We start from the raw sequence: 14,116 nt of genomic DNA on the forward strand, positions 1-14,116 counted from the left end.
TGTTGACTTGACTACTTATATATATTCACAAGCAAAACAACATAATATTAATACGGAAAAATATATTAATATGAATTTTTGCATATTTTAAAATTCAATATATCCCTCAAAAACTTTTAATTGTATAATATATTTTGTCATATTTTTAGATTTTTCGACATAAACCAACAAAAATAGAGAGCGTATTGGGAGAAGACATTATGTATACAAAACTATTAAAATCAATTACATCATTATCACTGATTGGTGGTGCGTTGTTATATACAAATGGCAGCGATGTAAAAGCTGCTGAAGTGGGTGTTTTTTCTGATGTGCCGACATCACATTGGTCATATCCTGCGATTAAAGATTTAGCGAGTAAGAATATTATTTCCGGTTATGGAAATGGGATATTTGGTTTTGGAGATGTTGCGACAAGGGAGCAAGTTGCGGCTTTAATTTATCGAGTGTTAGTACCAAATAAACAAGGCGGTTCGTTTAGTAATGGTGGAACTCGTTACGTATTAAAGGATGGATCTACGTTTAAAAATCCTTACGGTGATATTAATCAAAGTTCTACAATGTTCCCAGAAGAGGTGTTAACTTTAACGAATTTAGGAGTTTTTAAAGGTGATGAAAATGGCCAATTTAGACCGAAAGCTTCTGTGAGTCGTGCGGAAATGGCACAAATTCTTACAAATGCTTTCCATCTTGCGGCAAAACAAAAACATACCTTTAAGGATGTTCCAAATCCATTTTGGGCAGAAAATGCAATTAGTGCGGTGCAGTCAAATGGAATCGCAGATGGCACAGGGAACGGGAATTTTGAACCGTATGGCACAGTAACACGTGAACAGTATGCGCAGTTTTTATATAAAACTTTGAAATATAAAAATGCCGATGTGAAAGACACAGGAGATGCGACATTATTAACAGCTTTTAAAGAGGAAGTACAAAAGCGTATTAATACATACGAGACAAATATTACACTTCCATATAAAACGAAAAATAATAATACAGAAGAAGTGATGAATACACTTTTTAACGCATATAAAGAAGTTGCAAGTAAAAATGAGTATACAAATAATAATAGATCGAATGTTTCATATGGACTTTCTGGATCACCTGGAAATTATACGTTTACGCTTAAGATTACATATCGTGAAACGAAAGAACAGACGGAATATGTCATGAAACAAGCGAAAGCAATCGTTTCTTCTATTACTCAAGTTGGAATGGATGATCACGAAAAAGTGAAGGCGATTCATGATTACGTAGTAAAGCATGTTTCTTATGATACGTCTTATAAAGCTTACACAGCATATGAAGCACTTGTAAATCGTTCTGCGGTTTGCCAAGGTTACGCACTATTAACTTATCAATTATTAAAAGAAGCAGGAATTGAAAATCATTTTGTGACAGGAACTGGGGACGGACAACCTCATGCTTGGAATTTAGTGAAAGTCGAAAACAAATGGTATCACCTTGATACAACATTCGATGATCCAGTGCCAGATGAGCAGGGCCGCGTCACGTATTCGTATTTCAATTTATCAGATGAACAAATCGCAAGAAATCATGAGTGGAACCGCGGAGACTACCCGCAAGCTACAACGAATTATTATAGTACACTGACAAACAAAATTGCGGCAGGTAGTACGAAAACGCCTGCATATCAACAAATATTAAAAGATACAAAGTTAAACTATTTAGGAAATGAATATATCGCAAATAACTATACCGAATTAAAAAATAAAATGCAGCAACGCTATAGTGCAAAACCAGAGAAAATTGAAGTGCTATACAAGCAATCAATGAATGGTGCACTGCAAGATGTGAAAAAGGCAATTGGCGAAATCGATTATCCGCAAGGGGCAAATCGAGTTTCTTATAAAGCGGAGCCTTATAATGCGAAAGAAGGGTATTCTTTAGTGACGATTACGTTTACGTATTAAAAGCAACCTAGATCCTATAGGATCTAGGTTGTTTTTTTATTATTCTTCGACAAAACATGACAATATATAGATACATTCTTTGCTACTATGAGATGAGAAATCTTACATTAAAAAACTGTTTAAAATAACTAATGCAGATAGGCGGAAAAAAATGAACCGAAAGTTACTAATGGCTTTAACATGCGGTACATTGCTTATGGGAATGGCTGCTTGTAGCTCAAATGAGAAGACTACAACTGAATCAAAACCTAAACAAGAAGAAAAGGTTCAGGAAAAACCGAAAGTTCAAACCATTCAAAAGCAGCAAAAAGATAGTTATATAGTAAGTGAAGATGAACTCTCTAAAGCGGCACAGTCGATTGGTGAAATTCAAAACGAGCAAACTATAAATGATATGATGATACATATGTCTTTACAAAAACTCAAATTCAATGGGAATAATCTTCATGTTTCCGGTACCCGTGATGTAGGGCGATTTCAAATGACGAAAGAAAACATTCAATACTTAAAAAACAACTTAAATGTTATTAATAATGATGAAAGACCAAAATATGAATCTATTCTGAACAAATGGTATGATGGAGAGTTCGAATCTGTAGTTAAAGACTTTGAAGAAATTCATTATTTACGTTCAGGAAAAAAGCAAAGTATGGAGGGATCTAAACTAGCTAAAAAAATTGATAGTGATGAAAAAGAATTTATTCTCCATTTCTTTGGTCAAGAAGGATTAGATATCCATAATAAAGAGTGGAAACAGGGCGAGTTATAGAAGTAAAACTGAATTTCTCTTCACTAGGAAGTACAATGTTTTACGGAACAAAAAAATAATGAAATTTCCTTAAATATAGTCCCATCGGGAGGTTGTCTATACTGAGATTCAATAGATACACAGTAATGCTTATTTTTCTAGCCATTGGCACAAATGCTGCATTATCTATGTGGATTAAGCAGGGACTTTTAGGTGTCATCAATGCTATTATTTTCTTGTTAACCGCTGCACGGACTACAAAATGAACTAATACAGAAGATTAGCATAAATAAAACATTGTATTTCTCAATAAACAAAACAACTTAACGTGGTAAAATAATAGTTGGACGGGAGTCCAATACATATTATTAAAATTAAGATGGTTCAAGTCGGAGGAAGGCACCTTAGGGTGTCTATTCTTTTTTATAAAAAGAAAATTGTACGTTTAGACGCATTTTAAATACAAAATAACCGATTCCTTATACGTTAAGAAACCGGTTATTTATTTTCCTACTTTTTTAGAGGGCTTTTTCTTATAATGGTCTTAAATCATAAATAAAAGATAGAGTAAAAACTATATACGAAATAAATGTAACGAAAACAAGAAAACATATAAACTGAGAATTAGATACATATTGTTCTATTCTTTTTTTCATGTTAATTCGTATTATTTTTCAAATGTGAAGTATCAATTGGAATTTGAGCTTTCCAAGATCCAATTACTTTTCCAATTCTAGTTATATTTACATCTAAAGTAAGGGGCTGTTTAAAATCGTCTTTTCCTCCAGGAACTATAACAAATGTAGCGACACCTTCGGGTTTATCATTATCACGAATGCCCACTTCATTTAATTTTTTACCTGCTGCCATAAGTTCAAAAGGAAGACGATCATCTGAATCATGGATAAATGATAGTCTCCCATCATGTTTAATCTCAGGGTTTTCCTCTTGTTGTCCATTAATTATACCATCACTTTGGAGATCTAATCCTGATGTATCAAATTCAAATGGTACTAAACTTCCGTCAGCTTTTTCCATTCTATAATGAACTGATATACGTGAATCTGCGATAAATAATTCTTTGAGATGTACAGTAATACCTTGATCTGTAATTTTTTCATCAATAGGAATATATTTACCATTCTTCATCATATCTTGTGTGATACCATTTTCATCTTTTATTCCTTCATTTACAACTTTATCATTTGTAATTGCATCAGAAAAATATGAAGCGACATTTGTAGCCGCCACTTGTACTTGTGGAATCATTGCTGTTATGAAAAGTGCAGCTGCAGCTACTGCTGTATAAATGAAACATTTTGATTTTTTACTCATGTTTGTAAAGATGCCTTTCTTTTGTTGTTTTTTGTAATTTATATTAGAAACGTTGTCTAACTTGGAACGACTTTCAAATGTTTTCCATGCTTGTTCTATATCAATTTTGATTTCTTGTGGTGAATTTGCAGATTCTTCATCTAGCATTACGTTTTCCCATTGATTTAATTTACTAATTTCTACTAATAAATCTTGGCATGCTTCACATGTATCTAGGTGCTTTGTAAATTCCTTTCTTATATCATGAGAAAGTTCTCCATCAATATATGTTTGAATAAACCCGATATCATAACATTTCATTTGTTATGCCTCCTCTATTTGTTTATAAATCTTGCGGAATTTCATTTTGGCTCGGACTAATAATGTTCCTATAGAAGATATTTCAATTTGAAGTACTTCTGCAATTTCTTTATATTGAAAACCAGAGAATTTCATTAGTAAAAGGGTTCGTTCTCGATCATTCATTTTATTTAGTGTCGTTTGGACCTTTGTAATTTCTTCTTTTCTTATCCGATCATCGTCTAATGATGATACATTTTGTACTTCATGGTATTGTATTTCCTTATCAATCTTCGCTTGCTGCCTTTTTTCAAATCGAAAATGGTTATAAGCTACATAAGTAGAAGATTTAATCAACCATCCAGGTATATTTTTAATTCCTTTCCAATCGCTACGATATAATTGTAAAAATACTTCTTGTGCTAACTCTTCAGCGATAGATTGATCTTTAACAATCCATATAATCTGTTTCACAGCATAAGCATAGTACTGCTTAAATAAATCTTCAAAGGTCATATTAGAAGCATGACTTTCTTCATTTTCTATGGTTAACATGTTCGTTTAAACCTCACTTTCAATTTGATACCTGTATTATAGAGAAACCAGAAAAACGGATTTTGTGACAGTTTTTCTGGATATTTTTTTATATTTTTTATCTCGCATTAACGGGTAGTAAGACCCCCACCTCAAAATTCAGCGGAAGCAAAGAAGTTAGGTGGGGGGCGGGCTGACCGTAAAAGCCCGATTGGTGTGAGCTAATAATCAGTGGTCGATGAACCCCCCACTGATTAAAGTTTCACTTTATTATGTACTAAAAAAGCATTCATCTGATTAAAAAGATAAGTGAAAACATAAAAACTATAATTCTTGCAGTAGTTGTCTATTAATGTACAAAAAACAGTTAGTTTGTTGCCAAATTGTATCTAAACGTACGATTTTCTTTTTTCTAAATGAGAGTCTTGTCTTAAAGAAGATAAAAATTCAATGGATAATTACCATGAATATATAGATAAAGTTCATCCATATAGTTGTAGAAAGGAGGCATTCAAATGAAGAGACATGATAATAAGGTTGGTCACTTTACATCTGAAAAAGGAAAGGAAGACTTTCAAATTGCCTACGATGAATCAATGGCACTCCTTCCAAAACCTAACGATACGAAAAATATAAAAACGAAATATGGCACAATTCGTGCTTATTATTTTACTAAAGAGGAAAACAAACATAAGGAACCAATACTCTTACTCCCTGGACGTGGTGCATCTACTCCAATGTGGGTACCTAATTTAGAAGGTCTAAGAGAAAAAAGGCCTGTTTATACGATAGATTTACTAGGTGAACCTGGGATGAGTGTGCAAACGAAGGTGATTGAAAACCAAAAACAACAAGCAGAATGGTTAAATGAAGTAATTGAAGGATTAGGTTTAGAAAGAGTGCATATCGTAGGTGTCTCCATTGGAGGGTGGACAACAATGAACTTGGCCAGATATAATCCTGAGCATATTGCTACGGCTAGTTTATTAGATCCAGTCTTTGTATTTGCGCAAATATCCATAAAAATGATTCTGGCATCTATTCCAGCTTCCGTTCCTATTGTCCCTAAGTTTTTAAGAGAAAAGATGTTAAGCTATGTTGCTGGAGGAGCAGAAGCAAGTGACGATGAGCCTATCGCTAAGTTAATCGAGTCGGGTATGCGTAACTATAAACTGAAAACGCCAGCGCCTGATTTATTTAGTAAAGAAGACTTAAAAAATATTGATATTCCAGTGCTTGCACTTATAGCTGAAAAAAGTACAATGCACAATTCGGTAAAAGCAGTTGAAACTGGAAAAAAATACGTTAAAGATATTGATATAGTTAATTGGAAAAATGCATCTCACGCAATCAATGGTGAGTTCTCTAACGAAGTTAATGCTAGGATCCTTGATTTTGTAGAAAAACATTCTAATGATAACTAAGTTGAAAGTGGAAAATATGTTGTCATAACAACTTCATCTCTATATAGCTATTTAGGGGATTTAGCTCATTTTTTATTTTGGCATATTTTAATTCTGCTATTTTCATGAATATGTATAATTACATGAAATTTCAGTGAAAAAGAGAGTATACTTTCGTATTGTGTAATAAAGATAAAGCCCGCCTACGGAAATAGGCGGGCTTTTTTTACTTATAAAGAAAAGACAACCTTTAAGGTGTCTTCCTTCGATTTGAAACATTTTACTAGGTTAAGTTTTTGTGATAATAAACTCTTTTAATTGGAATGAACCTACGCAGTACATCACTTTATTCTTAAGCATCATTCTCAACAAAAGTGAAGATTTTCATTATCTTTTTAACTACAAAGGGTAATAATTTAGAAGCTAAAAATGCAAGTACGAAAGCAATTCCCCATGTTTTCATCCATGATTTGAGAAATAAAGCTGTATATCCAACATTCATTGAAACCATGACGAAAGAGATAATGCTAGATATGCCTAAAATCATAAAGATATTAAAAATTAATGGTTCAAATTTTTTATTGATTTTCAACATTAACACCTATTTTCTATATATGCTTTGCTGCCCGATTTCACCAACATCTAATCTTACAGTTTGAAATCTAGGTTGTCCAGTTTGTTTTACTTTGGTGCAATAGCAATATTGTTTGGAATAAAGTTTCACTTTATTATTTAAGAGCGAATAAATGAAAAATAAAATATCTAATAATATAGATAGAAATCCGCTTTTATACCTTTCAATAAAAGAATAATAGCATTATATATTATAAGGAATACTTGTCCTTAATTGTAAATGAAAGGGGGGGATTGGTATGAGTTATGGCTATGGTCACCCTCCAAAAAAATGCTTTGAACATTATAATGAAACTTTATCAACGGGTGTATTACGTAGACATTCCGCTACGTTATTTCTTACTGTTGAAGCTATGAATGTTGATCCAGATGATACTCGTAGAGTAACAGTTGAAATGTTTGATTGGTCATCAGGTTCTCCGGTATTATTACCATTAATAGACCCTTCAACACAAACATTGCCACCTAATCGATATGTTACTTTTCGTTCAGCAGCTCTTCCTCCAGCACTTTTTGCTTATGAAGTAAGAATCATTCGTCCGAAAGATAGAGATGTTGTTACGAATGTTTTTGGTCTTAGTGCAATCGTATTTAACCCACAAGAAGGAAATAATGTTTTACAACATGATTTAGCAAAATTAGACCTTAAATAGATTTTATAAAGGTCTATTTATTGAGCATGATTAAAAAAAGAGTAGGATGTAATCCTACTTTTTTTTAACGTTAATTAGAATTTTAAAAGAAATCCTTCATTATTTTAGCATCTTTAATATTCACTATCACACCTTCTACCTTATCTTTCTTCTCATCTTTAGCAATCGAAATTTGCTCCTTATTATCAACCCACACAAGAAATTCTTCTTTTGAGTCATCTTTATATGTAACAGTAATAGTAGAATGTGCAGATTCTCTCTTTTTTTGATCTAGTGTGATTTGTTTAGGAGTGCCTTTTTGGACTGCTGAAACGATAGATTGTATCATTTTTTCGTTGTCTGTTTGAGATTTGGAAGTAGTATGATTTGTTGTTTTCAGTATTTCAATGTCTGTAATATTAGCAGAATTTAATTGAAAGGTATTTTGTTTATGTTCTTGCTTAACTTGTGAAGCTTTATCTGTAGCCGAGGTGCTTGTACAACCTATTAAATTGAAAGATAGAGCGGTTAGAGCGCATATAGATATGATTTTTTTCATAGTATCCCTCCTCAAGTTTAATTATAACAATTTTCTGTTAATTTAGGTAGTTATTGTAAGGAGAAGATGTTTTAAAGTGGTAAATGATGATGTTCATTCTCTATTAAAATCAAAATTCACATAACTTTTTTCATATTTTATGTTTAACATTTCGAAAATGGGTGTACTACATATAATATAACAAATAATTCATTTTAAAGGAGGAAGTTAAAGATGGAAACGAAGTATAGTAAACCTTTTGTATATGAATTTATTACGGAGAAAGAGGTCATGAATGCGGCGAATGATCTCGTGAAAAAAGGAATAGACCAAAAAGATATTTACGTATTAACGCATGAGAAAGATAGGACAGATAGAATTGCGGACAATGCAGACGTGAATACAATTGGGATAAAAGAGGAGGGACTTGGGACAAGCATTATTAACGTCTTTCAAAAAACAGGAGATCAGTTAAGAAATAAAATGCAAGAGTTAGGGCTTAATGAGGAAGAAGCGAACTTTTATGAAGAAAAACTGGATGAAGGGAAAATCTTGTTATTCGTTAAGGATTTAGAAAGAGTCGGTGAATGGTTACAAGAAAGAAGATGCATGTATTCTATTTAAATTTGTATCCTTTAAATCTATAAATCTATTACGAAAAGGAGATTGTAAATATGAGTGAGAACGGACTAAAAGAACAAGTTAAAGGTAAAGTTGAAAAGAAAAAAGGACAAGTAAAAGAAGGAATTGGTGAAGTTACAGAAGATAGAGAGTTGAAAAATGAAGGTAAGTGGGAAAAAACGAAGGGAACGATAAAAGAAAAAGTCGGAAAAGTGAAACAAAAGATAAGTGATGAATTGGATAATAAAGAATAATATATGTTCATCAAGCTTTAGTTACATACTAAAGCTTGATGAATTCAATATAAAACGAATATAGGAGGTTTAATTGTGGGACTTATTATTACGTGTATTGTAGGTGGACTTATTGGTGCGTTAGCTGGAATGATTACAGGAAAAGACTTTCCGTTAGGTATAGTTGGAAACGTGATTGCCGGATTAATCGGATCTTGGGTAGGTAGTGCGTTATTTGGTCATTGGGGTCCTGAATGGGGAGGCATTTTTGTTCTTCCAGCGTTATTAGGTGCAATCGTCTTTATTTTAATCGTTACATTCTTCTCTAGAATGCTGCGGAAAGCGTAAGTATGATAATAAATAGTAATCTTAAGTTTATTATATATAGTTATAAAGTTAATGAACTGATAAAAATACATAAAAAAGCATCCAATTAAACTAATTTGGATGCTTTTTTATGTATTTTACATAGGAATGAGTGGAGGATGAAGAACCCCCCACTCATTAACATTACACTTTCTATTATGTATTAAGCCATCGTTACCTTTTTACAATTATTTATTCTTACGACTTGCCTCGGTTCTATATGAGATAAGTCCTCGTTATTACCTATATCAACTACAATTGTATTCGTTAGTATGTTAATGATAGAACCAACTAATTTTGTAGCATGATCGTGTCGATAAGAAAATTGAACGAAATCTCCCTTTTTAAAGTTGTGCTCTTCCATAGATAGATCCCCCTAAAAATAATGTTTATACATTATACATACACAGATTTATAAGGTTTAAACATTCGGTAGTATTTTTTTAAGTGTTAAGCCAAGAAAGGTGTAGAAAATTTATTTATAATGAAAATAAAAAAATATGTTTAAAACTAATTTTTATGGGTAATTAACATAGTAGTAGTTCGAGATAAGGGGGCGGAAATGATGAATTTGGCAATAAATATTTTGCAAAATAATGTAGGTTATACGGTACAACTTAATGGTGAAATTGATGCGTATACGGCATCAGATTTGAAAAATAAGATTATGCCTATTGCAAGCGAAAAAGAGGTTCAGATTGTAGTAGATTTTCATAACGTAGATTATATGGATAGTACTGGTTTAGGTGTTTTTATAGCTCTATTAAAAGCGGTTAAGAAAAATGATGGAAAACTAGAGTTTATCGGTGTATCTAAAAGATTAAAAAGATTATTTGATATTACAGGGTTAACAGAAATATTAAATTTGAATTCCGATTTTGAAAAAGTAGAAAGAAGGTGACTAGGGATGATGGAGAGATTTGAAAAGATAGAAATGAAAATTCCTGCAAAGGCAGAATATGTGGCTATTATTCGTTTAACAATGGCTGGTGTTGCGAATCGAATGGGCTTTGCTTATGACGATATAGAAGATATGAAAATTGCTATTAGTGAAGCATGTACAAATATTGTACAACATGCATATAAAGAAGACGTTGGAGAAATTGCAATTGTCTTTGGACTATATGAAAATCGATTAGAAATTATGGTTGCGGATAATGGGGTTAGCTTTGATTTTAATAACTTAAAAAGGAAAGTTGGTCCGTATGATATTAGTAAACCAGTAGAACATTTGCCGGAAAATGGTTTAGGTTTATATTTAATTAATACGTTAATGGATGATATACAAATCATGCATGATGAGGGCATGACAGTTTTAATGACAAAATATATACAAAGAGAGCAGGTGGAGAATGATGGAAATCCAATCTCAACCTACGAATCTTACTAAAGAAGACGTTATTAAACTAATTGCAGACTTCCAACAAAACCAATGTGATGAAGCGCAGGAAAGGTTAGTTGAGCATTATAAAAATCTTGTCTATTCCATTGCATATCGCTATTCAAAAGGCGGACCGATGCATGAGGATATTATACAAGTAGGCATGTTAGGGCTCTTAGGCGCAATAAGAAGGTATGATTATTCGATAGGGAATGCCTTTGAGCCTTTTGCAATACCTACAATAGTAGGCGAAATAAAGAAGTATTTACGTGATAAAACTTGGGGCATTCACGTTCCAAGGCGAATTAAAGATTTAGGCGGAAAAATTAAACTTGCGATAGAGGAGTTAACAGATCATCTGCAACGTTCACCGAAGATAATAGAAATTGCAAATCATTTAGGACTATCGGAAGAGGAAGTTCTAGAGATTATGGATGCGAAAAATAATTATCGAGTATCTTCCTTAGATGATGTAGTTGAAAATTCATCTGATGGAAGTTCGGTAGCGAGAATTGAATCTGTAGGTGAAGTAGAGCAAGGATATGAAGAGACAGAAAGGCGTCTCGTTTTAAAGGATATTTTTAACGTATTAAATGATACGGAAAAGAGTGTTATTCATTATATATTTGGAGAAAATTTAAATCAAAAAGATACAGGGGAACGGTTAGGTATTTCACAAATGCACGTTTCTCGTATTAAAAGACAAGCGATAAGTAAATTGAAGCAAGCCGCATTTTTAGATACATAAAAATTTAAAATAATGATGTTTAAAACATGAGAAAAGGGGTACTTATTAAGTATAGGAGGAGATATGAAAATGTCACACGATGTGAAAGAACTAATCGAAGGATTGAATGAAGATTTAGCAGGAGAATACTCAGCAATTATTATGTATAACCATAATGCAGCTACAGTTTCTGGTATATATAGACAAGTGTTAAAGCCTTTCTTTGAATCTGAAATTAGTGATGAACAAGGACATGCCCTATATTTAGCGGAGAAAATTAAGACGCTAGGTGGTACACCTACTACAATCCCTTTACCAGTGAAACAAGTAGAAGATGTTAGAGAAATGTTAGAATCCGCTAGACAATCAGAATATGAGACAATTAAGCGTTATGAAACGAGAAAAGAACAGGCAGCGAAATTAAATATGACAGAGTTAGTTGTAAAGTTAGAAGATATGATTGCAGATGAAACAAATCATATGGAAGAATTAGATCGTCTTTTAAATGACAAAGCAATGGTATTAAATTAATAGTGGAAATTTATAGAATGAAAGAACAAACTCTCATTTCTGGGGGTTTGTTCTTTTGCTGTATAAAAATTATGTTAGAGTAGGAAATTTTCATTTTGTAACTGAGTATGCAATACTAGAAAAATAGAAAATGATAATAGATTTACATTTTAAATAAGAAAAGGGGAAATAACTTGTGTCCATTTTAATTGTCGATGATAATCCGGTTAACATCTTTGTAATTGAAAAAATTTTAAAACAAGCCGGATATCAGGATCTTGTATCGCTGAATTCTGCACAAGAGCTTTTCGAATACATTCAATTTGGAGAAGATTCTTCCAGGTATAATGAAATTGATTTAATACTATTAGATATTATGATGCCTGAAATTGATGGACTTGAAGTTTGTAGGCGATTACAAAAAGAGGAGAAGTTTAAAGATATTCCTATTATTTTTGTTACAGCTTTAGAGGATGCAAATAAATTGGCCGAAGCTCTTGATATGGGGGCAATGGATTATATTACGAAACCTATAAATAAAGTTGAATTATTAGCACGTATGCGTGTAGCGTTACGCTTGAAATCAGAATTAAATTGGCATAAAGAACAAGAAGAAAATCTTCGGAATGAACTAGATTTAGCTACGCAAGTACAAAGAAACTTATTAAGTAGCCCATTAAGAGAAGATCATATAAAAATTGAAGCAAGTTACTTACCTTCATTTAAACTAGCTGGAGATATGTATTATTGGTATAAAATCGATGAAAATCGCTACGGTATTATATTATTAGATGTGATGGGACATGGTGTATCTGCTTCATTAGTTTGTATGTTTATTTCGTCTGTATTACGTGAAACAATTAAATGTTTAATTGATCCAGAACTCGTTATTAAAGAATTAAATAAATATATGACCCTTTTACATAATGAAAATGATAATATTCCTTATTATTTTACGGCGATATACTTAGTTGTTAATACAGAAGATAGAACAGTTGAATATGTAAATGCAGGGCATCCTTCTGGATATGTTTTAGTTGATGAAACAAATTTAGTTGAACTAGATCGCGGGAGTTGTGCCGTAGGATTTTTTGATGAAATAAAAGTTAAAAAGACAGTTATACCTTTTGAGAAGAACGCTCAAATATTATTGTTTACAGATGGTGTTCTTGAAGCAATTGCAAATGATGAATTTGAGTCTGAAGAGAAATTACGTACTTTTACAGAAAGAAAATGGGGAGATTTAGAAGGCGAGATAGAAGGGTTTTACAAGGAAGAACAAAAGAAAGCGCAATCAGATGATATGTGTCTCATTATGATACAAACGAATGCGAAATAAAAAGCGTATGAAATCCAAACAGAGGATTTCATACGCTTTTTATTGTATTTTTTGATAAATTTGTTCGCTAGGATTAAATTGGGTATAATGCGGCATTATATTTGAAAAACGAAGAGTTTCTTTATTTCCTAAACATAGAAATCCATTGTGACTTAAGCTTTCATAAAATAGTTGCTGCACTTGATTTTGAAGTTTACTTGTAAAGTAAATTAAAACGTTACGACAAAGTATAATATGAAACTCGTTAAAAGATTGATCGGTTACTAAATTATGCTGTGCAAAAATAATGTTTTGTAAAAGTGATGGATTAAAATAAGCAAAACGATTATCTGTTGAATAATAGTTAGAAAATGCTTGTGTACCGCCAGCTTGTAAATAGTTTTTCGTATAAGTTTGCATTTTGTTTAACGGAAGAATGCCTTGTTTTGCTTTTTCTAACACATTTGTATTCATATCTGTTGCGTAAATAACCGACTTTTCACTTAATCCTTCTTCGTGAAGTAAGATGGACATTGATAATACTTCTTCACCAGTTGCGCATCCAGCATGCCAAATTCTAATTTCAGGTTGCTTTTTCAATTCAGGAATAACATGCTCTCTTAGCGCTTTAAAAAAGGCAGGGTTACGGAACATCTCAGTTACATTAATCGAGAAATCATTTAATAACTGTTCTAAAACCCCTTCCTCGTGAATTACTTTTTCAATCAATTTTGAAATGGTTGGGATATTAGAGAGCTGCATTCGATTACAAATCCTTCTATAAATAGATGTGCGAGCATATTGGCGAAAATCAAATCCTGATAATTTAAATACCGCTTCCAATAGTAATTCAATTTCTAAGTTCGTGCGCTCATCCGTATCTACTGATGGATCAAAATTATAATACTTATTTTCCACTCCAAC

General features: G+C 32.3%; 18 protein-coding genes. 12 read left to right on the forward strand and 6 right to left on the reverse strand.

What is annotated here, in order from left to right; all coding sequences use genetic code 11:
- Positions 1-200: 200 nt before the first annotated feature.
- On the forward strand, positions 201-1,934 hold the full coding sequence (locus MR112_RS20855) for an S-layer homology domain-containing protein (RefSeq protein ID WP_226369006.1): 1,734 nt from the start codon (positions 201-203) through the stop codon (positions 1,932-1,934).
- A gap of 151 nt (positions 1,935-2,085) precedes the next feature.
- A complete protein-coding gene (locus tag MR112_RS20860) occupies positions 2,086-2,703 on the forward strand; it encodes a DUF6241 domain-containing protein (protein ID WP_001080422.1) in 618 nt (205 codons plus the stop codon).
- Positions 2,704-3,339: 636 nt separating this feature from the next.
- On the opposite strand, the gene MR112_RS20865 is transcribed toward MR112_RS20860, so the two are convergent.
- Together MR112_RS20865 and MR112_RS20870 are read right to left on the reverse strand one after the other, a co-directional pair.
- The gene (locus tag MR112_RS20865) at positions 3,340-4,317 is read right to left on the reverse strand and encodes a DUF4179 domain-containing protein (RefSeq protein WP_000650417.1); all 978 of its coding nucleotides are present in this window, start codon (positions 4,315-4,317) and stop codon (positions 3,340-3,342) included.
- Between the two features lie 3 nt (positions 4,318-4,320).
- Positions 4,321-4,851 carry an RNA polymerase sigma factor SigX gene (locus tag MR112_RS20870; RefSeq protein ID WP_242245260.1) on the reverse strand — a complete coding sequence of 177 codons (531 nt, stop codon included), beginning with the start codon at positions 4,849-4,851 and terminating at the stop codon, positions 4,321-4,323.
- Positions 4,852-5,345: 494 nt separating this feature from the next.
- Here MR112_RS20870 and MR112_RS20875 point away from each other — a divergent pair, with 494 nt between their 5' ends.
- Positions 5,346-6,254, forward strand: coding sequence for an alpha/beta fold hydrolase (locus MR112_RS20875; RefSeq protein ID WP_002023421.1), 909 nt, complete (start codon positions 5,346-5,348; stop codon positions 6,252-6,254).
- A 331-nt stretch (positions 6,255-6,585) separates the two neighbouring features.
- On the opposite strand, the gene MR112_RS20880 is transcribed toward MR112_RS20875, so the two are convergent.
- Positions 6,586-6,825 carry a DUF2798 domain-containing protein gene (locus tag MR112_RS20880; RefSeq protein WP_000700224.1) on the reverse strand — a complete coding sequence of 80 codons (240 nt, stop codon included), beginning with the start codon at positions 6,823-6,825 and terminating at the stop codon, positions 6,586-6,588.
- Positions 6,826-7,105: 280 nt separating this feature from the next.
- Here MR112_RS20880 and MR112_RS20885 point away from each other — a divergent pair, with 280 nt between their 5' ends.
- The gene (locus tag MR112_RS20885) at positions 7,106-7,519 is read left to right on the forward strand and encodes a hypothetical protein (protein WP_226369008.1); all 414 of its coding nucleotides are present in this window, start codon (positions 7,106-7,108) and stop codon (positions 7,517-7,519) included.
- Between the two features lie 82 nt (positions 7,520-7,601).
- On the opposite strand, the gene MR112_RS20890 is transcribed toward MR112_RS20885, so the two are convergent.
- Entirely contained in the window at positions 7,602-8,057 is a 456-nt protein-coding gene (locus tag MR112_RS20890; RefSeq protein WP_226369009.1) for a hypothetical protein, read from the reverse strand.
- 213 nt (positions 8,058-8,270) lie between these two features.
- Between MR112_RS20890 and MR112_RS20895 the strand changes: the two genes are divergently transcribed.
- The 3 genes from MR112_RS20895 (at position 8,271) to MR112_RS20905 (ending at position 9,238) form a co-directional block, all read left to right on the forward strand.
- Complete coding sequence (locus MR112_RS20895; protein WP_000448802.1) at positions 8,271-8,660, forward strand: YflT domain-containing protein; 390 nt, start codon at positions 8,271-8,273, stop codon at positions 8,658-8,660.
- A gap of 50 nt (positions 8,661-8,710) precedes the next feature.
- On the forward strand, positions 8,711-8,911 hold the full coding sequence (locus MR112_RS20900) for a CsbD family protein (RefSeq protein WP_001293468.1): 201 nt from the start codon (positions 8,711-8,713) through the stop codon (positions 8,909-8,911).
- A gap of 75 nt (positions 8,912-8,986) precedes the next feature.
- A complete protein-coding gene (locus MR112_RS20905) occupies positions 8,987-9,238 on the forward strand; it encodes a GlsB/YeaQ/YmgE family stress response membrane protein (RefSeq protein WP_000522903.1) in 252 nt (83 codons plus the stop codon).
- Between the two features lie 181 nt (positions 9,239-9,419).
- On the opposite strand, the gene MR112_RS20910 is transcribed toward MR112_RS20905, so the two are convergent.
- Positions 9,420-9,620: a methyltransferase gene (locus tag MR112_RS20910; RefSeq protein WP_166689210.1), complete on the reverse strand. Its 201-nt coding sequence runs from the start codon at positions 9,618-9,620 to the stop codon at positions 9,420-9,422.
- 198 nt (positions 9,621-9,818) lie between these two features.
- Here MR112_RS20910 and rsbV point away from each other — a divergent pair, with 198 nt between their 5' ends.
- The 5 genes from rsbV to MR112_RS20935 all read left to right on the forward strand — a co-directional run bounded on the left by rsbV (position 9,819) and on the right by MR112_RS20935 (position 13,213).
- Positions 9,819-10,157, forward strand: a complete 339-nt coding sequence (gene rsbV / locus MR112_RS20915) for an anti sigma b factor antagonist RsbV (RefSeq protein WP_002182514.1) — start codon at positions 9,819-9,821, stop codon at positions 10,155-10,157.
- A gap of 6 nt (positions 10,158-10,163) precedes the next feature.
- On the forward strand, positions 10,164-10,646 hold the full coding sequence (gene rsbW / locus MR112_RS20920; RefSeq protein WP_000970576.1) for an anti-sigma B factor RsbW: 483 nt from the start codon (positions 10,164-10,166) through the stop codon (positions 10,644-10,646).
- The gene (gene sigB / locus MR112_RS20925; RefSeq protein WP_002183358.1) at positions 10,609-11,385 is read left to right on the forward strand and encodes an RNA polymerase sigma factor SigB; all 777 of its coding nucleotides are present in this window, start codon (positions 10,609-10,611) and stop codon (positions 11,383-11,385) included. Before rsbW ends, sigB begins: the two co-directional genes overlap by 38 nt.
- A gap of 69 nt (positions 11,386-11,454) precedes the next feature.
- The gene (locus tag MR112_RS20930) at positions 11,455-11,895 is read left to right on the forward strand and encodes a ferritin-like domain-containing protein (RefSeq protein WP_000017755.1); all 441 of its coding nucleotides are present in this window, start codon (positions 11,455-11,457) and stop codon (positions 11,893-11,895) included.
- Between the two features lie 175 nt (positions 11,896-12,070).
- The gene (locus MR112_RS20935; protein WP_242245261.1) at positions 12,071-13,213 is read left to right on the forward strand and encodes a SpoIIE family protein phosphatase; all 1,143 of its coding nucleotides are present in this window, start codon (positions 12,071-12,073) and stop codon (positions 13,211-13,213) included.
- A gap of 39 nt (positions 13,214-13,252) precedes the next feature.
- On the opposite strand, the gene MR112_RS20940 is transcribed toward MR112_RS20935, so the two are convergent.
- On the reverse strand, positions 13,253-14,110 hold the full coding sequence (locus tag MR112_RS20940; RefSeq protein ID WP_000429046.1) for a CheR family methyltransferase: 858 nt from the start codon (positions 14,108-14,110) through the stop codon (positions 13,253-13,255).
- Positions 14,111-14,116 lie beyond the last annotated feature (6 nt).

This window comes from Bacillus cereus group sp. BfR-BA-01330 (assembly GCF_022663885.1).
Lineage (GTDB): Bacteria > Bacillota > Bacilli > Bacillales > Bacillaceae_G > Bacillus_A > Bacillus_A cereus.